Annotated in this window: 20 protein-coding genes and 1 riboswitch; of the genes, 2 read left to right on the top strand and 18 right to left on the bottom strand. The window is 37.7% G+C overall.

Annotated features, from left to right (window positions below; genetic code table 11):
- Window positions 1–106: 106 nt before the first annotated feature.
- On the bottom strand, window positions 107–568 hold the full coding sequence (locus tag RV15_RS09315; RefSeq protein WP_071877779.1) for a phage tail protein: 462 nt from the start codon (window positions 566–568) through the stop codon (window positions 107–109).
- A 211-nt stretch (window positions 569–779) separates the two neighbouring features.
- On the opposite strand from RV15_RS09315, the gene nrdI reads away from it, so the two are divergent.
- Entirely contained in the window at window positions 780–1,229 is a 450-nt protein-coding gene (gene nrdI / locus RV15_RS09310) for a class Ib ribonucleoside-diphosphate reductase assembly flavoprotein NrdI (protein WP_071877778.1), read from the top strand.
- 165 nt (window positions 1,230–1,394) lie between these two features.
- On the opposite strand, the gene RV15_RS09305 is transcribed toward nrdI, so the two are convergent.
- The 6 genes from RV15_RS09305 to RV15_RS09280 all read right to left on the bottom strand — a co-directional run bounded on the left by RV15_RS09305 (window position 1,395) and on the right by RV15_RS09280 (window position 10,102).
- Complete coding sequence (locus tag RV15_RS09305; RefSeq protein WP_071877777.1) at window positions 1,395–2,366, bottom strand: diaminopimelate dehydrogenase; 972 nt, start codon at window positions 2,364–2,366, stop codon at window positions 1,395–1,397.
- A gap of 95 nt (window positions 2,367–2,461) precedes the next feature.
- Entirely contained in the window at window positions 2,462–4,042 is a 1,581-nt protein-coding gene (locus RV15_RS09300; protein WP_071877776.1) for a phosphatase PAP2/LCP family protein, read from the bottom strand.
- 268 nt (window positions 4,043–4,310) lie between these two features.
- Window positions 4,311–4,478: riboswitch (M-box (ykoK) riboswitch) on the bottom strand.
- 172 nt (window positions 4,479–4,650) lie between these two features.
- Window positions 4,651–6,492 (bottom strand): ABC transporter ATP-binding protein, encoded by a 1,842-nt coding sequence (locus RV15_RS09295; protein ID WP_071877775.1) that lies wholly within the window; start codon window positions 6,490–6,492, stop codon window positions 4,651–4,653.
- A 16-nt stretch (window positions 6,493–6,508) separates the two neighbouring features.
- Window positions 6,509–8,890, bottom strand: a complete 2,382-nt coding sequence (locus RV15_RS09290) for an ABC transporter ATP-binding protein (RefSeq protein WP_071877774.1) — start codon at window positions 8,888–8,890, stop codon at window positions 6,509–6,511.
- Window positions 8,890–9,336, bottom strand: coding sequence for a MarR family winged helix-turn-helix transcriptional regulator (locus RV15_RS09285; protein WP_071877773.1), 447 nt, complete (start codon window positions 9,334–9,336; stop codon window positions 8,890–8,892). Before RV15_RS09285 ends, RV15_RS09290 begins: the two co-directional genes overlap by 1 nt.
- Before the next feature lie 370 nt (window positions 9,337–9,706).
- A complete protein-coding gene (locus RV15_RS09280) occupies window positions 9,707–10,102 on the bottom strand; it encodes an Lrp/AsnC family transcriptional regulator (RefSeq protein WP_071877772.1) in 396 nt (131 codons plus the stop codon).
- A gap of 116 nt (window positions 10,103–10,218) precedes the next feature.
- On the opposite strand from RV15_RS09280, the gene RV15_RS09275 reads away from it, so the two are divergent.
- Window positions 10,219–10,485, top strand: a complete 267-nt coding sequence (locus RV15_RS09275; RefSeq protein WP_071877771.1) for a hypothetical protein — start codon at window positions 10,219–10,221, stop codon at window positions 10,483–10,485.
- Window positions 10,486–10,516: 31 nt separating this feature from the next.
- On the opposite strand, the gene nox is transcribed toward RV15_RS09275, so the two are convergent.
- The 11 genes from nox to RV15_RS09220 form a co-directional block, all read right to left on the bottom strand.
- The gene (gene nox / locus RV15_RS09270; RefSeq protein ID WP_071877770.1) at window positions 10,517–11,848 is read right to left on the bottom strand and encodes a H2O-forming NADH oxidase; all 1,332 of its coding nucleotides are present in this window, start codon (window positions 11,846–11,848) and stop codon (window positions 10,517–10,519) included.
- Between the two features lie 78 nt (window positions 11,849–11,926).
- The gene (gene eutM / locus RV15_RS09265) at window positions 11,927–12,208 is read right to left on the bottom strand and encodes an ethanolamine utilization microcompartment protein EutM (protein ID WP_071877769.1); all 282 of its coding nucleotides are present in this window, start codon (window positions 12,206–12,208) and stop codon (window positions 11,927–11,929) included.
- A gap of 20 nt (window positions 12,209–12,228) precedes the next feature.
- On the bottom strand, window positions 12,229–12,891 hold the full coding sequence (gene pduL, locus RV15_RS09260; protein WP_071877768.1) for a phosphate propanoyltransferase: 663 nt from the start codon (window positions 12,889–12,891) through the stop codon (window positions 12,229–12,231).
- A gap of 20 nt (window positions 12,892–12,911) precedes the next feature.
- On the bottom strand, window positions 12,912–14,432 hold the full coding sequence (locus RV15_RS09255) for an acetaldehyde dehydrogenase (acetylating) (protein WP_071877767.1): 1,521 nt from the start codon (window positions 14,430–14,432) through the stop codon (window positions 12,912–12,914).
- A 10-nt stretch (window positions 14,433–14,442) separates the two neighbouring features.
- Window positions 14,443–14,976: a BMC domain-containing protein gene (locus tag RV15_RS09250; protein ID WP_071877766.1), complete on the bottom strand. Its 534-nt coding sequence runs from the start codon at window positions 14,974–14,976 to the stop codon at window positions 14,443–14,445.
- 3 nt (window positions 14,977–14,979) lie between these two features.
- Window positions 14,980–15,588, bottom strand: a complete 609-nt coding sequence (locus RV15_RS09245; RefSeq protein WP_071877765.1) for a cupin domain-containing protein — start codon at window positions 15,586–15,588, stop codon at window positions 14,980–14,982.
- Window positions 15,589–15,603: 15 nt separating this feature from the next.
- Window positions 15,604–15,867, bottom strand: a complete 264-nt coding sequence (locus RV15_RS09240; protein WP_071877764.1) for a EutN/CcmL family microcompartment protein — start codon at window positions 15,865–15,867, stop codon at window positions 15,604–15,606.
- Window positions 15,861–16,154 carry a BMC domain-containing protein gene (locus RV15_RS09235; RefSeq protein WP_071877763.1) on the bottom strand — a complete coding sequence of 98 codons (294 nt, stop codon included), beginning with the start codon at window positions 16,152–16,154 and terminating at the stop codon, window positions 15,861–15,863. The genes RV15_RS09240 and RV15_RS09235 overlap by 7 nt, the downstream gene beginning before the upstream one ends.
- Before the next feature lie 11 nt (window positions 16,155–16,165).
- Entirely contained in the window at window positions 16,166–17,005 is an 840-nt protein-coding gene (gene eutJ / locus RV15_RS09230; protein ID WP_071877762.1) for an ethanolamine utilization protein EutJ, read from the bottom strand.
- Entirely contained in the window at window positions 16,977–17,540 is a 564-nt protein-coding gene (locus tag RV15_RS09225; RefSeq protein ID WP_071877761.1) for a hypothetical protein, read from the bottom strand. The genes eutJ and RV15_RS09225 overlap by 29 nt, the downstream gene beginning before the upstream one ends.
- Window positions 17,540–18,682 (bottom strand): 1-propanol dehydrogenase PduQ, encoded by a 1,143-nt coding sequence (locus RV15_RS09220; protein WP_071877760.1) that lies wholly within the window; start codon window positions 18,680–18,682, stop codon window positions 17,540–17,542. Before RV15_RS09220 ends, RV15_RS09225 begins: the two co-directional genes overlap by 1 nt.
- Window positions 18,683–18,693: the final 11 nt, after the last annotated feature.

Raw genomic sequence — 18,693 nt, 5'->3', positions numbered from 1 at the left:
CTATGAAAAGACTAAAGAAAAGCTTGATGAGTTTTTCTTTAGTCCTTATTTTATAATTTTTTTACTCAATTGATGTGGCTGCCTATCATAAATTAAAAATCTAAACTTAGTACTCACCTTTAATCACAAAGAACGACCCACGGATCGTTCCAGCTAGTTTTGATTTTTGACGGGCAAATTTAAATTTCCCTTCAAATTCAGCCGGAATTTCCATGCCATCAGATAATTTAAACCCAACCGCTCGTTTTCCACCTGGTTCAAGAGTATACATAACATTGACTGCTAAGCCGTTTTCATAAAAGACGTAGGCCATCTTAATACCATCTACTTCAAAACTTGAAATTTCTAATGGTTTATATGGAAATTTCATATCACGTTCTGCTAAAATTTTTTCAACCCACGCTAAGGTTTCAGGATCATCATTTGCGGGTATAGTCACAAATTCATGTTTGTATTTATTCCAATAATAACGAGCTTCATTTGCTCGTAATCCTGCTAATGCTTCAGCTACCGGAGACGTTTCAAGCCCAACTGTTGAAACAGTTTTAAAATCCACTTTATAAGTCATTTTTGCTTCCCCTTTTCTTTTTGTATAGGCATATTATAGGTGAAGTGGGAATTGGTGACAAATAATAAAGACTAAATGATATTCTTCACAAAATATGAGAATTTACTTTTCAATCGTTAGGATTAGGGTGTATATTATAGAAGAGCAGACACTCTGCAGCTCCACAAACGCGGTGAGCTCTGGTGCGCTTGTATTTTAAGGAGGTTTTAACATGAACATTATATATATTTCAATCTCTGGTAACACACGTTCCTTTGTCAAACGTTTAGCGGCTTATGCTGCTGATAAATATGATACACAAATCACCCTTAAGGAAATCCACGAAAATTCCGTTTTTGACGATGAGCATGCTCCTTTTTTCACATTTGTCCCAACTTACTTAGATGGTGGAAATGGAGTTGATAATGGCGATACGGAAATATTGACTGAAACAATGCGGGAGTATTTAGATCATGATGACAATCATCGTTATTGTCTAGGTGTAGTCGGTAGTGGCAATAAAAATTTTAACCATCAATATTGTTTAACTGCCAAACAGTATGCGCAAAAATTTGGTTTTCCATTTTTAGCTGACTATGAACTTCGTGGAACACAGGAAGATTTAGAGCGTGTTTATACTATACTAGCTGAAGCAGTAAAACATTCACCAGCCTCATTTTGAATAGGTTGGTGAATGTTCTATTTATTATTGACACTTTATTGATCCTTACTCTCTGTATTATATAGATTTACCGGTCCTATCTATCACATGGATACTGAAACCTTTAATTGCATAAAAAAAGAGAATGTTATGGCATAACATTCTCTCCAACTTCTCTATAAAAAATTACAATAATTCTTTTCTTAACTCTTCATCGGTCCGATCAGATAAATATTTAGGCGCAATATCTAAAACGGTATATGCCCCAAATTGTTTTTCCTTTGCTAAACGAACACAAGCTCTTGCATAGGCGACTAACACACTCGCAGTAAATTCTGGGTTACTTTCTAGTTGTAATTTATATTCAATCACTTGTTTGGTGTTCTCATGCGTGGTTCCAGTGTGCAGAACCGTTCCACCATGCGGCATTGCTTGATGGTTTTGATCTAATTCAGCCTGAGAGATAAAATGAACCTCTGTATCGTACTCAGCAAAATAATTAGGCATCGAAACAATTGCTTCGCGAATCTTGTCTGCATTTGCGCCATCATCTAGCACCACAAAGCATTCTCTGAAATGTTTATCACGAGTCGTCAGATTTACCTGCTCACCAGCTTTAAGTTTTTCGATTACGTCAGTATTTGGAACAGTATACTGCACTGCATCTGCCACGCCATTGATTCGACGTAAAGCATCAGAATGTCCCTGACTAACGCCTTTACCCCAAAACGTATTCGTTTCTCCAACTGGTAAAATACTTTGCGCATATAAACGATTCAAGCTAAACAACCCTGGATCCCATCCCGTTGAGATAATTGAGGTCGTTTGATTTTCTTTTGCCACTTGATCCACTTTAGCAAAATGTTCTGGAATCTTAGCATGGGTGTCAAAACTATCAATAGTATTAAATAAATGCGCCCACTCTGGTGTTTGTGTCGGTAAATCTGTTGCTGAACCGCCACACAAAATACAAACATCGATCTCACCTTTTTTATCTTTGAGCTGATCCATTGTAAACGCTTGTGCCCCTTCTGTTTGGACGGTTTCAGGCGCTCTTCTTGTATACACACCCACTAACTCCATATCTTTATGTTGTTTTAGCGAACGTTCAACGCCGCGTCCTAGGTTCCCATACCCAATGATTGCCACTTTTATCATACTTACATTCCTCCACTTCTATACATCAGATTATAGCAAAAGAAAAAGCAGTCTGACAATCGGAAGTTGCAAAATAAGAAGTTAAAAGAATCTATTTACGGTATAGCCAATTGGTGTTTTAATTCTGTTATAACTTTTGCCTTTTCTTCATCTGAGATACTTTGATAGGAAATACCTTCTTCGCCTGTGTAACCATCTCCAGTAAATCCTTCACCTTGCATTTGATAACTTTCAATATTCTCTAAAGCTTTCTGATAGTTTTTCATCAATAGCATCATTTGATCCAGCGTCATATCCGTTTGTCCATTTTCCCCAATTACATCAAGCAACTCTTGGTAACGAAGGACATTTTTCACAGAAGTTAATTCTTTAGTAAGCTGAATCGTTACCTCACGCTGTCTTTTTTGTCTGCCATAATCACCTAGTGGATCTTCATAGCGCATTCGTGCATATTGTAACGTTTCCCAACCACCTAAATGTTGCTTTCCTTTTGGATAATGAATCCCTTCGGCGTCAAATTCAAAATCATTATTCACTGTCACACCACCGACAGCATCACTCAAAGCCGCTAAACCGTCCATATTAATGACAAAATAATGATTGATTGGAATCTCTAAATAATGCTCGACGGTTTCGATCATCATCTCATCGCCACCGAAAGAATGTGCGTGATTGATTTTGTCATAAACGCCATCTTTACCGATAATCTCTACATATGCATCTCGTGGAATACTAGTAATCGTTGTTTTCTTCAATTGATTATTGACAGTTGCGACCATTATCGTGTTTGCTCGAAAATCTGTTTTTCGCTTTGAATCATTTGCAATACCTAAAAGTAAAAAACTAACTGGCTCACTCTTGCCTAGCTCTACAGATTTGGTTTCTCGATTTAGTGGTTGATACATTTTATCCGCTGTCTGTTGAACGTTTTTGAACACGTTGGCACCATATACTGAGGCCCCGGCAACGATTAGTAAAAGGAACGTTAAAAATCCTAAAATTGTTTTCTGAATAAATCTTTTTTTAGAATCCGTTGTTGCAAATTTTCTGCTTAGATAAAATCTTTGCAGGCAAATATATGAAAGACTTACCCAAGCATAACTTAAAAGAAAACCGCCAATTACATCACTAGGATAATGCACTCTTAAATAAATTCGACTTAAACCTATCACAAGAGCATAAATGATCAGTCCATTTTTTAATAATCGATAATTTGGGGATTTTGTTTTGTAAATCGCTTGGACACTCAACAGAATCGAACATACCAAGCACATCGCCAAAAGAGAATGCCCGCTTGGAAAACTATAGGACGTTTTTTCAACCAATTGTGTGACATTGGGTCTTGTTCGGGCAACCAGATGTTTGATAATAAAACCTAAAGCACTGACAACTAAGACATTGCTGCTCATCCAAATTGCCAACAATTTATGTTTATTTCGCCATAAACCAAATGAAACGAGCAAACTTATGATAAAAACAGGAACAATCGTTGCAATTTTAGCAAAGACGATCACAAAATCAGTGATTCGCTCATTGGGTTTCCAATCAAATCGATAAATCGCAGCATCTAAATTGTTAAACCATGAGACATTTTTTACCACTAATAAGGTTAGTACTGAAAAGAATACAATGCTTAATATAGTAGGCGTAAATGTTTTTTCTTTCAATTTATTCATGTAATAAATCCCTTCAATCTTATATTCAATCTGATCATAAGCTCACAATTAGTCTACTTGAATATCTAGCAACAATAGTGATAAAGTAAAAACCGCTGGAACTTATTCTCCCAATAAATAGCAGCGAAGTATTCAGCGATTATTTCCGTCAAAGAGCACTCCTAAAAAACGCAGGCAGATAACTAAGACGTTAAAAATGAAGGAAATAGACAGGCTATTTACTAAAATAAAAAAAGTCAAACATTTTTTCCTAAGACGTTTGACTTTCAATCAATCTCATCGTCTGAGTTTTAGCACTATACAACGTAAAGAAAAATTCTTAGCTATTTTATGAAAAGCCTTAATTCGACAATTCTTGTTTTACACATTGGCGTCTTTCGACGTTTCTGCGCAATAGCCTATGTTTGTATAGGAGCCTCACCTAACAAGGTTATTTATCTATTTATTTTGTATAAAGAATACCGCTGGAAAGAGTTTTATTCAAGTTATTTTAAGCGTCTTTATTTTTTCTTAATTTAAAATTAAGTAAATTTATGGCACCATTTTTTTGAGTAAAGAAAAAAGCACTCATCAAAATAATTTTGACAAGCGCTTCTTTTAACTATTTGTTACTCGTCTAACTCTTCAAACTGAGAGTTATAAAGTGACGCATAGTAACCACCTTCAGCAAGTAATTCTTCATGTGTTCCTTGTTCTTTGATATCGCCATCTTGCATATACAAAATCTTATCTGCATCTTTGATCGTTGATAAACGGTGAGCGATAACAAATGACGTACGACCAGCCATTAAGTTATTCATGGCCCCTTGGATCAAACCTTCTGTTCTTGTATCAACAGATGATGTTGCTTCATCAAGAATCAAAATCGGTTTGTCCGCTAAAATAGCACGAGCAATGGTTAACAATTGTTTTTGACCTTGGGAAATATTTGACGATTCTTCATTTAATTCCATGTTATAGCCGCCAGGTAATGTTTGGATAAAGTGGTGAACATGAGCGGCTTTAGCCGCTTCATAAACTTCTTCATCCGTGGCATCTAAACGACCATAACGTAAGTTTTCCATAATGGTTCCTTTAAATAACCAAGTATCTTGTAAAACCATCCCAATATTTTTACGTAAATCTGCACGGTTAAAGTCTTTGATATTATGACCATCGATTTTAATTGCACCCGAAGTCACATCGTAAAAACGCATCAATAGTTTAACCATTGTTGTTTTACCTGCACCAGTTGGTCCAACGATTGCCACTGTTTGGCCTGGATCAACATGTGAACTGAAATCATTGATAATGATTTTATCTGGCGTATAACCAAAACGAACATGTTCAAAGTCGACCATTCCTTTGGCTTTATCGATTTTAACTGGATTTGGTACTGTTTGCGCTTCTTCGTCCTCTTCAAGGAATTCAAAGACACGTTCAGCCGCTGCTGCCATTGATTGAAGTAAGTTAGATACTTGAGCCAATTGCGCAATAGGTTGTGTTAAGTTACGAACGTATTGGATAAACGCTTGGATATCTCCAACTGTAATCGTTCCGTTATAAGCTAAAATCCCACCAAAAATTGCTACCGCAACATACCCTAAATTTCCAACAAAGTTCATGATCGGTTGCATCAAACCAGAAAGAAATTGTGATTTCCAAGCTGATTTAAATAAAACATCATTTTGTGTTTTAAATTCTTCAAGAGAGTTTTCTTCATCATTGAATAAACGTACGATATTGTATCCGCCGATTGTTTCTTCGACTTTACCATTAATCACCCCAAGATATTCTTGTTGTGTTTTAAAGTATTTTTGCGAATTTTTCACAACAATTAAAATCAAGATCATTGAAATCGGTACGATCAAAATAGCAATCCCTGTCATTTGCACGGAAATTGATAGCATCATCACGATAACCCCAATGATGGTAAAGACTGATGTAATCAATTGTGTGATTGATTGGTTTAGGGATTGCCCTAAGGTATCGACGTCGTTGGTGATCCGAGATAACACTTCACCTGTGGTCCGACTTTCAAAATAATTCATCGGCATACGATTGATTTTTTCTGAAATTTCTTTACGCATACGATACGTGATTTTTTGCGAAATCGTCGACATGATCCAACCTTGTATGATTCCGAAGGCTGAAGCCACTAAGTAAAGTCCTAGCATGAAGATTAAGATTCCACCGATTTTATTGAAATCAATACCGCCAGTTCCTTGGTATTTTTTAATCAAGCCATTAAATAATTCTGTGATTGCTTGTGATAAGATTTTTGGACCCCAAATATTAAACACGGTTGAAGCAATTGCAAAGATCATTACAAAGAAAACGGGTATTTTATAAGCACCAATATAGGAGATTAATTTTTTTAGTGTTCCTTTAAAATCTTTGGCTTTTTCCACTGGAGCGCCATTCCCAGGTCCGCGTCCGCCACGAGGGCGATTTTGTGTTTGTTCTGCCATTATTATTCGCTCCTCCCTACTCTGCTTCTTCTATGCCTAATTCAGCATTACTCAATTGTGATTGGGCAATTTCTTGATAGACAGTGGATGATTTCATTAATTCGTCGTGTGTTCCATGATCTACAATACGGCCTTCATTTAATACGATAATATTATCCGCATGAAGGATCGTCGAGATTTTTTGAGCAACGATAATTTGTGTGGCACCTTTGATATTTTCTGATAAGGCCTTACGTAAGGCTACATCCGTTTTATTATCAAGTGCTGAGAATGAATCATCGAAGATCAAGATTTTAGGATTTTTCGCTAAGGCACGAGCAATGGATAAACGTTGTTTTTGTCCACCAGAAACGTTCGTTCCGCCTTGAGAAATTTCACGATCATAACCTTTTTCATTTGAGTCGATGAATTCTTCAGCTTGGGCAATTTCCGCTGCTTTGCGCATTTGTTCATCAGAGATATTGGCATCACCAAACTTGATGTTTGATGCGATATCACCTGAGAAGAGGATGCCTTTTTGCGGCACAAAACCAATGATTTCATGTAATTTGTGCAAGCTCATTTCACGAATATCGATCCCATCAATTGTAATTCGTCCACCAGTTACATCAAACAAACGCGGAATCAAGTTAACGATCGTAGATTTACCTGAACCAGTTGAACCGATCAAGGCAGTTGTTTGACCTGGTTTAGCTACAAAGTTGATATGATGCAAGACATCTTCATCAGCATCGCCATAACGGAATTCTACTGCTTCAAATTTCACTTCACCTTTAAAGTCATGATCATCTTTCGGATGTTCTGGATCTTTGATTGTTGGTTCTGTTTCAAGGACTTCTTCCACACGACCAGCAGCAACATTGGCACGAGGTAGAATGATTGAAACCATTGATAACATCATAAAGGCCATCACGATTTGCATCGTATAAGTGATAAAGGCCATCATATCCCCAACTTGTAGTTGACCGTTATCCATATTATGTCCGCCGACCCAAACGATCAAAACAGAAATACCATTCATCAATAACATCATGACAGGCATCATAATAGACATTGCACGGTTAACGAATAATTGAGTTTTCATTAAATCAGTGTTGGCACCATCAAAACGTTTTTCTTCAAATTTTTCACGAGAAAAAGCACGGATAACAGGTAAACCAGTAATGATTTCACGAGAAACCAAGTTCACTCTATCGACTAAGTTTTGTAATGCTTTAAACTTAGGCATCGTTGTTAATAGTAGACTTCCCACTAAAACTAAAACAGCGGCTACTGCTACACCGACGATCCAGCCCATACCTGTTCCTGTTTGATAGACATTGTAGATCCCACCAATACCTAAGATCGGTGCGTATAACACGATACGCATGATCATCACGATCCCCATTTGCATTTGTTGGATATCATTCGTATTACGTGTGATCAATGAAGCTGGAGAGAATTTCTCCATTTCAGTATTTGAGAATTGTAATGTTCGTTCATATTGACCCACACGCAAATTTCGACCGACTGATGCAGCCACGAGTGAAGCAATCAATCCAACAATAATTGCAGCTACTGCAGAAACAAGGGTTAAGAGAACCATTTTTGTTCCTGTTTTAACCATATAATCAGTTTGAATTTGTTGTGTATCCATGTCTAGTGCTTTGTATTCACCCAGCGTTAATTGAATCCCCACGGTTTTCATTGAATCTGCACCTAGATCACCTAAGCCTTTTTTAGTTGCTTTACGAGCTGCTTCAACTTTAGCTGGCATAGCGTTTGTCGTTGTTTTGATTGAATCAGCTAAAGCTTTGGCTTCAGCACCTTTTGTTTGCGCTTGAGCCGCTAGGTCTTGGGCTTCTTGGCCTTTTTCCATGGCTGTTGCAGCATCTTTTGCTGATGCAGCCACTGCACCGGCCGCTTTAGCTTGTTCGCCTAAGGCTGTTGCTTCTTCACCAAGTTGTTTGGCTTTAGCGGCATCTTCGCCAATGTTTTTATACTCTTCGATGATTGCTTTGGCTTCACTTCCGCTTGATGAATCCTTTGATTGAGAAGTTGCCAGCATCATCATTGGCAGATTAAAAATATCTGCTAGTTTGGCTTCTGTCATACCGTTTTGAAGATTTAACTTATAAACTTCAACTTCTTTTCCATCGATTTTTTCAGTCGTTAGTTTATAGTTGTCTTCAATTGTTTTTTTCTCATCATCTGTCATGAACATTTCAATTCCCTGAAGAGTTGTTTTCCTGATTTTTTCAGGTGTGGAATATTCAAGCCCTCCTTGTTGGATACCGATATCAACGATACCCGATGTTAATTTTGGTAAGCTTAAATCACTATTTGCCTGTACAACTAAAAGCACAAGAACTGCGATGACCGCATACCAGTATTTGCCGAGATATTTAAAAATCTTCACTATTGGTCACCTTCCTCTTTCTGGGAAATTTGTTGGGAGTAATCTACGAATTTCGCAGTCAGCTTAATGAACTGTTTCGTATCTGTTTCTCCCATTAGTTTAAAAATCTGCACAATTTTATCACGCATTTCTTTCTTTTGCAGCTTAGCGGCTTTTTTACCGCAGTCTGTTAAAGTAACGTTGATCCGACGGCGATCATCTGGGTCCATTTTGCGTTCGATTTGCCCTTTTTTTTCTAAACTGCCCAAGACGACAGCAATACGAGCGCTAGACAGATTCAGTGATTCAGCTAGATGTTTGGGACTAGTGGGTTTATTGTATCGTGCGAGAAATTTGATGACAATACTTTCACCTTGATTACTTTTTTCTAGTCTGCTAAATGCACTATGCCGATTTCGAACCATTAGTCGCATCAGTTCTTGTTCAGCCTCTTCTGCGTATGACATATGACTCCTCCTTTTTTCAAAATAATTACTTACACCATTAATAGCTAACAGTGTTAGTAACTAATGCTGTTTGATATTAACGCAAATAGGCTTTAATGTCAATAGAGTTGGTTTAAAAAAATATATGAATGCGGTTTTATTTCAAAAAATTAAAAAAATGTTCAAAATTTACTTTTAGTTATTAGTATTTTGATTAAATAAAAGAGCCTGAGACAAAACTAAAAATCAGTTTTATCTCAGGATCTAAATCCGAATAAACGGCGAGACAAAAGCAGCTCCTTCGGAAATAAGCTGAAATTCACAAAAATTTGAAGAATAATTTCCGTGAATTCCTTCTTATTTCTCGGAGTTAAACGCTTTTGTCTCGACCTCATTTTTTTGCATTCCTAACCACCGAATCTACACTACAACGCGCCCATTTTGAGACTACTTCAATAAATTCTTTTAATCGTTTCTGATTAAAGTGAGCAACAACGAGATAACAGGCATGACCACTTACTTTGTAAAACGTATCAATTTCTTCAAACCTGTTGATCATGCTTTCTATAGCAGAGAACTGATTATTCTCCATAAAAATACGAATGAACTGTTTTTCTGCGTGTTTGATTGTGATTGTATAGTTTTCAATGATTCCATTGTCTTTTAAATAGGTAATCCGTTGACTGACTGCTTGTCCAGTTAGATGTACGATTGCTCCGATTTCTTTATTTGTTAATTTAGCATTTTTAGTTAGCAGTTGTACTATCTGTTGATCTAAATCATCCATTTTGTATTTCCTTTCAGTTTGAAACTAATTGGGTTTTTATTCTTTCACCAGATTATGTCTCTTTCCTTCTAGGCTTATTATAATAGATTCATTATATAAAATCGAGGTGTTAAACGATGAATCAGAGATATTTCAATAGTCAAAAACAAAAAATCGAGGCTTTATCGATCATTGGAAAGCTTGTCGATACATTAACTAAACTAGAACAGCAACCTTTACGAACAGTACTTATTGACCATCAACATAAATTACTTTCCCCACTGTCTGATCCAATTATTTTAAATACGTTAAGTATAAAAATTTCAACCTGTCTCATACAGTATGAAATACTTTTATCCGAATCGGAGAGTTTGCTGTTTAAAGAACTGTTTCAGTTGATTTAGAGCAATGTCGCTGGCTTATTCAATAATGGATTTATTCTGCATTTAATGCTGCCATTGTAATATAGTTATACGGCTGATTAAAATGTGGTAAAAAGAATAGATCTAGCAGTTTCAGTTCATCAATGGTCAGACTTTTTTGGATTGCGAGCGAAAACATGTGAATCGCCATTGAAATATCTGTACGTGATGACATCTGTGCACCAACGATGCGACGAGATCCTTTTTCATAAACGATTCGAATCGCAACCGAATGATTATCGGTCATAAATGCTGGTTTTTGTAAATCGGTGTAATCCGTATATAGCACCTCCAGTTGATGCTTTTGGGCTGCCTCTAATGACAAACCCGTAGAAACCATATTTAAGCCAAATATAGAGATGCCATTTGATCCTTGTACGCCGATTGATGCAAGTGGGGTTCCACCGACATTATGTCCAGCAACAATACCAGATCTTACTGCATTTGTTGCTAAAGCAATATAAGTAATTTTTCTTAATGCGTTGGAGTACAGTGTCGCGCAATCTCCTACCGCATAAACAGAAGGATCACTTGTTTGTTGGTATTCATCAACAAGATAAGCACCATTGCCAAAGAGTTCTAGATGAATTTTCCCTAAGTCATTGTTTGGTAAAAAACCAATCGCATTAATAACTAAATCAACTGCATATTCACCTTTGTTCGTTACAATTGCTTCGACTTTTTTTGAACCTTTATAAGCTGTGGCGATTTCATCGAAGTGCAGCTCAATACCATTTTCTGACAAATTAAGATCCATTTCAGCTGTAAATTCAGGATCATAGTAGCTAGATAACGAACGTGGTGCGCCATCAAAAAGCAAAACGTCTTTTCCACGTCGTTTGATTGCTTCTGCAATTTCAACACCGATATAACCCGCTCCTATAACAGCGACTTTTCTAACAGAAGGTATCCCTACTAATTGGTCAACTGCTTGTCCATCTTGAAACTTCTTTAAAAAATGAATATTTTCTAGAGTATTTCCAGGTATTTGTGGTGTGATTGAAATTGAACCTGTTGCTAAAATCAACTTATCATACTCTTTGCAAAAATGTGTACCATTATTCGCTTTACAAAAAACTTTTTTGGCGTAAAAATCGATTCTCTCAACAGCAGTTTCTAAATAAACTTTAGCTCCTTTGGCCTCAAACTCTTCTTTCGTCGTATAAAAAAGTTGTTCATATGATTCAATTTGCCGTCCTACCCACAGTGCTGTTCCACAGCCTAGATAACTCAGATTAGAGTTTTGATCAATCATCGTGACTTCTTGATCTGGATAGTTTTCTAATAATGTATTAGCCGCCGCAATTCCTGCATGATTTGATCCAATAATAATTGTTCTTTTCATTCGTATCCTCCATATTAAATAAAAAAGGCGAAACACATTATTTCTAGCAGTGTTCCGCCCTTTTCAGAATTTCATTTATTATGCTTGCGAGATAGGCAAGATATTTTCAACTTCTGAGTGTGGACGAGGAATTACATGGACAGATAATAGTTCACCAACACGTTGTGCTGCCGCTGCACCTGCATCTGTTGCTGCTTTAACAGCACCCACATCACCACGTACCATAACGGTCACAATGCCACCGCCAACTAATTCTTTTCCTACTAATGATACATTAGCCGCTTTGACCATTGCGTCTGCAGCCTCGATTGAACCGATTAATCCTTTTGTTTCGATCATTCCTAGTGCATCTGATTTCATTATTATTTCCTCCTAAAATTCTATATGTTATTTTTTTTGATCACGATTTCCATATTGGGTGTTATGCCAAGTGCATTGGCTTCTTCAGTATCAATGTGGCATTCTAAGCCAGAATTCTCAACTGCGCGGATGACAACATTCGATAAGCTGCCGCCCCGTTCCCCTAAAATCTCAACAGTTACTGCTTCACCATCACGGACGCCGAATAAAACGGCTTCTTCTGGCAGCATATGGATATGACGTTTTGCAACGACCACACCTTCACTTATTTCTGCCGATCCTTTTGGTCCGATTAACGTTACACTGCCTGATCCAACTAAATCTCCAGATAAACGCAATGGTGCTTTAACGCCCAATTTAAATGAATCACTTTGTAAAATTTCGACCTGTGTTTGTTTTCTAGCTGGCCCTAAAATGCGAACTTTTTCGATTACTCCCTTAGGTCCGCAAATCATCAAGGTTTCTTTACAGGCATATTGTCCAGGCTGAGAAAGATCTTTTAATTTTGTTAATTGGTATCCATAGCCGAATAATTTATCGATATCTTTTTGGGATAAGTGGATATGACGATTGGAAATACCCACTGGAATTTTTGGGTTACTTGATGAAATTGTTGTTTGACCTTGATTTGTTGCGGCCAGCTTTTCCAACAATTTTGCCAGTAACTCTTCATAATTATCCATCTTCATCACTCCTTTCTCAGTTAATTCATACTTGCTAAAACTTGACGAACCACATTTGCTAGTGTTTCAACATCCGTCTCGTTGATAGACTTTGATTCCACAGTCTGAGAAGATGAAATCGAATGTTCTGTAGGCTCTTGTGCCTCCATCTTTCCATAGGTAAATGTTGGATCATCTTGCACTAAAGTAGTGACATCTTTCAATCCGTATGCAACCTTTTTAATATTCAATAGATGTTTTGGACCAACGTTTTCTGAAACGGAGCTTCCGCCAAAGGTCCCACACCCTAAGGTAAATGAAATCGGTAATCCGGTACTGATCCCTGTCCCCCCTTGACTTCCACCAGTATTGACTAAAATTCGTGATGCGGGTTTGGCTGCAAATTTCAGTACGATATCACGACTATTCGTATGCAAACTCATCGTATGCCCAATGCCATTTTGCAATAGTTCAATACTTAGATCACAGGCTTCTTCCCAATTATTTACAACATAAAAACCTAAAACTGTCGTTAACTTTTCAAACGATAACGGATAGCCTGCACCAACGCCACCTTGTGGACCAATCAAGACTTTCGTCTCAGCAGGTACGGTAATCCCAGCCGCTTGCGCGATGACTGTAGCACTGCGCCCAACAAATTTAGCATTCATTGCGTAACCATTTTTAAATAGTAACTTACAGACTTTATCCGTTTCTGCTTCTGACATAAAATAACCGCCCTGCGCTTTTAACTCCCGAATAACAGCCTCTTTATTGATTTCTTCACAGATGATTGATTGCTCTGAGGCACAAATCGTTCCATTATCGAATGTTTTTGATGCTATGATTTTTGCTACAGCCTCTTTGACATCTGCCGTTCGTTCAATGTAAGCTGGCGAATTTCCAGCACCCACACCTAAGGCTGGTTTTCCTGAACTATAGGCAGCCTTCACCATGCCTGGTCCACCAGTCGCAATAATCAAGTTGACTTCTTTTGCATGCAATAATTCATTAGTGCCTGCCATCGTTGGAATCGACAGACAACTAATGATTCCCTCTGGTGCTCCCGCTGCTACTGCGGCACGATTCAATAAATCTGCAGCTTTTTTTGTACAGTTAACGGCTGTTGGATGTGGTGAAAATACAATGGCATTTCTTGATTTCAGCGCGATCATCGCTTTAAAAATAACTGTTGAAGTTGGATTGGTTGAAGGAATAATCCCTAAAACTAACCCGACTGGTTCTGCAACATCAAATGTGCCCTTTTCAGTATTTTCTGCTATGATCCCGATGGTTTTCTCATTTTTGATCTCGTCATATAGTAATTGTGAGGCCGCATGATTTTTATACGTTTTATCTAAGACTTTACCAAAACCCGTCTCTTCTACTGCCCGTTCGGCTAAGCCAACAGCATATTTACTTGCTGCATTCTTCATGCTTTGTAAAATTTGGTCAATTTGTTCTTCCGAAAAAGTAGCGATTTGATTTGCAGCAACTTTTCCTTTACGCGTCAAATCACGAGCTTCTTGAACAGAACGTAAATCTTTATCGAACATTTCCATTTGTATTCCTCTATTCATTTATTATTAAAATGTCAGTTAATGCTTTTACCAATTTCTCTTTGTTTGTCCGGTGGATATTTTTGTGTGGAATGCTAATATTTGGTTGCTCTTTCGCTAATTTTCTCAATTCTGTCACTTTCATTTGTTGAAGTTCGTGAAGTAATTTTTCCTTTGGATCGGGTTCAATCGTCTCTGTCGGTTCTTTTATTTCGATTGCTTCAACAACAACTACTTCTGGTTCATTTTCCTCTGGTTCTTCCGCTATGTTCCCGGCGTCCACAAAAGCTTTCGCATCGATGGCTGGTCGAGGAATTACATGGGAAGCAGTTAAAAGTCCTTCACCTAAACGTTGAACACTTACAATAGCTGCTTGGATGGCCGTTTCAACAGCTGCCACATCTCCCGTAATCAAAACCGTATTTAACCCACCGCCAACTTGCTTTTTGCCTAAACAATGAACTTCAGAGGATTTTACCATGGTATCTGTGGCTTCGATCAAGGCTAATAATCCTTTGGTTTCAATCATGCCGATTGCTTGATTCATTTTCTACCCCCCACTTTTCAATTTACCTGATAAAATAGTGACTTTGTTTGGAGTAGACCAGTTAATAGCTGAATGCTGCGGGACAAAAATAATATCTCCTTTGTAAGCCTCAAAGCTCGTTTCATCAATAGTCACTTGAAGTGTGCCATCGACCACATAATTTACTGACTCCAACGTGTCTTCTTCATAGAGATGACTATTATTTATTGCTAAAATCCCCAGCTTAATTTCGCCTGCTTGTGAAGATAAAATTTCCTGATAACATACATCTTCATCTGTATCATTTAAAGCAGAGAGCTTAACTGTAGAGCCTCGGATAATTTTTAACCCACTTGAATGAGTTTGACATTCAAACGGCTCCTCTTCAAAGCCTGTGATTCCAGCTTCATTTAACAGATTTTTTAACAAGGTCACTAAATATTCTTTGGTGATTTCCTGTGAATCAAACACAGTATTTACACTTTCAGATTCACTTTTTTTTAATAGCATATGATACTCCTCTGCCAAGTCTTTAGCAGAAGGCGTGATAATCGTTTGTTTATTGATCAAGATAACTTGATCTCCATTGTTATGAAGCGTTTCGATATCTTTTGCACAAATTAGCTTTTTCATTTTGTCACACTTTCTTTAAACAGATTCACAACTTTCATCAATGATCCCTACTACTGCAGCATCTACAGGAACGGTATCATCTTCTAGCATACGTCTGGCCGCTGATCCTGTGGCAATGATGACCCGATCGCCGATGCCTGCGCCGATCACATCACAGACAATCATTCGTTCACCTTCTCTGGAGCCTCCGGTAACTTCTGCGAGCATTAATTTTAATCCGTTTAGTTTTTCTGATTTTCGGGTTGCCCAGATTGTATCCATTAGTTTAGCAGTTACCATAAGCGATCATTTTCCTTTTTTTTGATCTCTTCCATCGCTGCAATAACGGAGGCAGTATCACCGAAAATAGCTAATAAAATCATATTTTGCGGACAACTTCCCCGAATGTCTTCAACGGTCACACCAACGGCTTTTTCAGCGATATCGGCAGCACAAACCATTTCTATTAGTTTTCCTTGAACCAATCCCACTGCATCAGGTACACCCAAATTATCTTTCGACCCTCTTCGACGATTTAAGATCGCTAAGGTTCCTTCGCCTGGCGACTTAATAATACGACAATCCATTTTGATTCCCCCTATGTTAATACTTGATTGGTACAGCTGACAGCAATCCCCAAAGGCGTAACAAACATTGGATTCGTTGGTTTATAGGTTGGGATTCCTGTCGTTTTTTCAATGATCGTTTCAATATTTTTGAGACAAGCTGTACCACCTACCAAATAGATTCCTTCAACGTTATATCCTTTTGTTTGCTGAATAATAATAGAAGAAATCTTCTCAATTACTGGCTTCAAGACCGTCAATAACTCATCATGATGCTGTTCATTTCGTTTATATTTTTCAGCGGCGTCAAATGCGAGCTTATACGCTCCTGCGATCACCAGCGATAAATGTGTACCACCGGTGGCTTCATCAGCTACTTTAACAACTTGGCCTTTTTCTACAATGGAAATGCCTGTCGTACCACCGCCAATATCTACTACAGCGCCGTCGGTTATTTTCAATAATTGATTGGCAGCTGTCGGTTCATCTAACAGATTAGTCAATTCAAAGCCAGCACTTTGGACAACATTTTTGATTGCACCGCCATCCAATTCATCTGTTCCAGGAGGTAATGAAGCTGCAGCATAGATTAGTTCTGTCTTTAGTTTTTGCTCCAATTCTTCTTTAAGCTCACGAACAAGTTCAACAGCGCCAATATAATCAACGACCATCCCATCCCGTACAACATCAGCATATCGATAGGCACCTGCTACTGGTTCATAGTTTTCATCTAACACAGCTAGGACAACGCAAGCTGTTCCTAAATCAATGCCAGTATAGTAGGTTTTTGAAAAATGCTTTTTCGGCTTTTTTATGACTTGTTCAAACTCTGCAACAAATTGATTACAAGCTTTCATTGATTGTCTTTTCATTGGCTTCTCCTACTAATTGTTTCTTTAGTTCATTTATTTTTTGACTAGCATTGATTAAAATTGAGCTATACTCCGGATATTCAGCTTGAATCAAATGAATCATGCCGTAGATTTTCTTTAGCTTAATCAGTAATAAACCCTGTCTACTAAAAATATGAACAGCTTCCAATTGAAATTCTTCTGCTTGTTCTGAAATAAAGTTAGCATCAACCGTTTCTTTTCCCAATACTAGAATCAATTCTTTTTCTAAGTCGATGATTTTTTGACTCATACTCAACTGCTGATCCATTGCTAACAATGCTGCCTCTAAGAGCTCTGAAGATAAGACTTCTTTATAACCAGTCAATGAAGTGAATGGTTGATCGTCGGGGTCCATTTTCTTTTCTAGCTCTGCTTCTGTTACAATTTGAATTTTTTTGTCCAAAAGAAATTGCTTCGCTCCAGGTGTTATACGCAGTTGATTATTTAAACAAAATTGTGTAAATGCCTCGTTCCGAAATTTCGTTCTGAGCTCACTTTCTGTCACAAAATGCATTAATAACCACCTCTTAACAACCTCTTATATATTTGTTCTAATTCTTGGAGGGTTGGTTTTCTCGGGTTTGTGATCGTACATTTATCTTCCATTGCTTTTGCTACCATTTCCGGAATTGCTGCCAAAAATTCTTCTGAATCAATCGCGTGATCTGTAATCAAATTGGCAATTTCTAATTGTTTCAATTGCCGATTTAATCCGTTGATCAATGCATGAACAGTTGCTTTAGGTGTTCCAGCTTGAAAACCTAAATTATTTGCAATTCTTTGATAAATAGTTAAACTAGGTATTTCTTTTTCCAGCTCTAAACCAGCATTGTAGCTAATCACATGAGGTAACAATAATGCATTGGCCCGACCATGAGGAATATGAAATTTCCCACCTAAAGCATGTGCCAAACTATGACAAATCCCCAATGATGCCTCACTAAAGGCAATACCAGCTAAGCAAGAAGCATTATGAACTCGCTCGCGAAGGGCTAAATTTTCCCCATCTTTAACGACCGCAATTAAATCCTGCCAAATGATTTTCATTGCTTTTTCACTCGCCGCATCGGTAAAATCAGTTGCACTTGTCGAGGCTAGCGCTTCTATACAATGAGTTAATACGTCAATACCAGTATCAGCTGTTACGCTTTTTGGTACGCTTACGGTTAATACTGGATCTAAAATAGCTAAATCTGGAACCATACGATCATCTACTAAAGCATATTTACTTTGAGTTGTTGGATCTGAGATTACGGCAAAAGAAGTTACTTCACTACCTGTACCACTTGTTGTTGGCACACAAATTAACTGGACTGAACTACTTTTTTCAACCATGGTGTATATGTGACGAATCACTTTAGCTGCATCCATAGCTGAACCACCACCTAAGGCAATAATGCCGTCAGGTTTCAAATCCATTGCAGCGACTAGACCTTTTGTAACGACATCGATGGTCGGATCAGGAATGATCTCTGAAAAAATGTGGCAACGGACATTTTTTTCCTGTAGTAACTGCATCATTTTTTCCGCAGTTCCATTTTGCTCCATAAATGGATCACAAATAATTAATACTCTTTCAAGAGACAGCGTTTGAATACTAGACAAAGCATCCACACCTGTCACGATTTTTGTTGCCATTTTAAATTGTTTTAGCATCTACGTTCCTC

The sequence above is a fragment of the Enterococcus silesiacus genome (assembly GCF_001886225.1).
GTDB classification, from domain to species: domain Bacteria; phylum Bacillota; class Bacilli; order Lactobacillales; family Enterococcaceae; genus Enterococcus_L; species Enterococcus_L silesiacus.
This window is presented reverse-complemented; position numbering and strand designations above follow the sequence as displayed.

Excerpts from the sequence above, each read along its gene's own strand:
- RV15_RS09315 (WP_071877779.1), bottom strand. The coding sequence starts at position 568 with ATGACTTATAAAGTGGATTTTAAAACTGTTTCAACAGTTGGGCTTGAA.
- nrdI (WP_071877778.1), top strand. The coding sequence starts at position 780 with ATGAACATTATATATATTTCAATCTCTGGTAACACACGTTCCTTTGTC.
- RV15_RS09305 (WP_071877777.1), bottom strand. The coding sequence starts at position 2,366 with ATGATAAAAGTGGCAATCATTGGGTATGGGAACCTAGGACGCGGCGTT.
- RV15_RS09300 (WP_071877776.1), bottom strand. The coding sequence starts at position 4,042 with ATGAATAAATTGAAAGAAAAAACATTTACGCCTACTATATTAAGCATT.
- RV15_RS09295 (WP_071877775.1), bottom strand. The coding sequence starts at position 6,492 with ATGGCAGAACAAACACAAAATCGCCCTCGTGGCGGACGCGGACCTGGG.
- RV15_RS09285 (WP_071877773.1), bottom strand. The coding sequence starts at position 9,336 with ATGTCATACGCAGAAGAGGCTGAACAAGAACTGATGCGACTAATGGTT.
- RV15_RS09280 (WP_071877772.1), bottom strand. The coding sequence starts at position 10,102 with ATGGATGATTTAGATCAACAGATAGTACAACTGCTAACTAAAAATGCT.
- RV15_RS09275 (WP_071877771.1), top strand. The coding sequence starts at position 10,219 with ATGAATCAGAGATATTTCAATAGTCAAAAACAAAAAATCGAGGCTTTA.
- nox (WP_071877770.1), bottom strand. The coding sequence starts at position 11,848 with ATGAAAAGAACAATTATTATTGGATCAAATCATGCAGGAATTGCGGCG.
- eutM (WP_071877769.1), bottom strand. The coding sequence starts at position 12,208 with ATGAAATCAGATGCACTAGGAATGATCGAAACAAAAGGATTAATCGGT.
- pduL (WP_071877768.1), bottom strand. The coding sequence starts at position 12,891 with ATGGATAATTATGAAGAGTTACTGGCAAAATTGTTGGAAAAGCTGGCC.
- RV15_RS09255 (WP_071877767.1), bottom strand. The coding sequence starts at position 14,432 with ATGGAAATGTTCGATAAAGATTTACGTTCTGTTCAAGAAGCTCGTGAT.
- RV15_RS09250 (WP_071877766.1), bottom strand. The coding sequence starts at position 14,976 with ATGAATCAAGCAATCGGCATGATTGAAACCAAAGGATTATTAGCCTTG.
- RV15_RS09245 (WP_071877765.1), bottom strand. The coding sequence starts at position 15,588 with ATGAAAAAGCTAATTTGTGCAAAAGATATCGAAACGCTTCATAACAAT.
- RV15_RS09240 (WP_071877764.1), bottom strand. The coding sequence starts at position 15,867 with ATGGTAACTGCTAAACTAATGGATACAATCTGGGCAACCCGAAAATCA.
- RV15_RS09235 (WP_071877763.1), bottom strand. The coding sequence starts at position 16,154 with ATGGATTGTCGTATTATTAAGTCGCCAGGCGAAGGAACCTTAGCGATC.
- eutJ (WP_071877762.1), bottom strand. The coding sequence starts at position 17,005 with ATGAAAAGACAATCAATGAAAGCTTGTAATCAATTTGTTGCAGAGTTT.
- RV15_RS09225 (WP_071877761.1), bottom strand. The coding sequence starts at position 17,540 with ATGCATTTTGTGACAGAAAGTGAGCTCAGAACGAAATTTCGGAACGAG.
- RV15_RS09220 (WP_071877760.1), bottom strand. The coding sequence starts at position 18,682 with ATGCTAAAACAATTTAAAATGGCAACAAAAATCGTGACAGGTGTGGAT.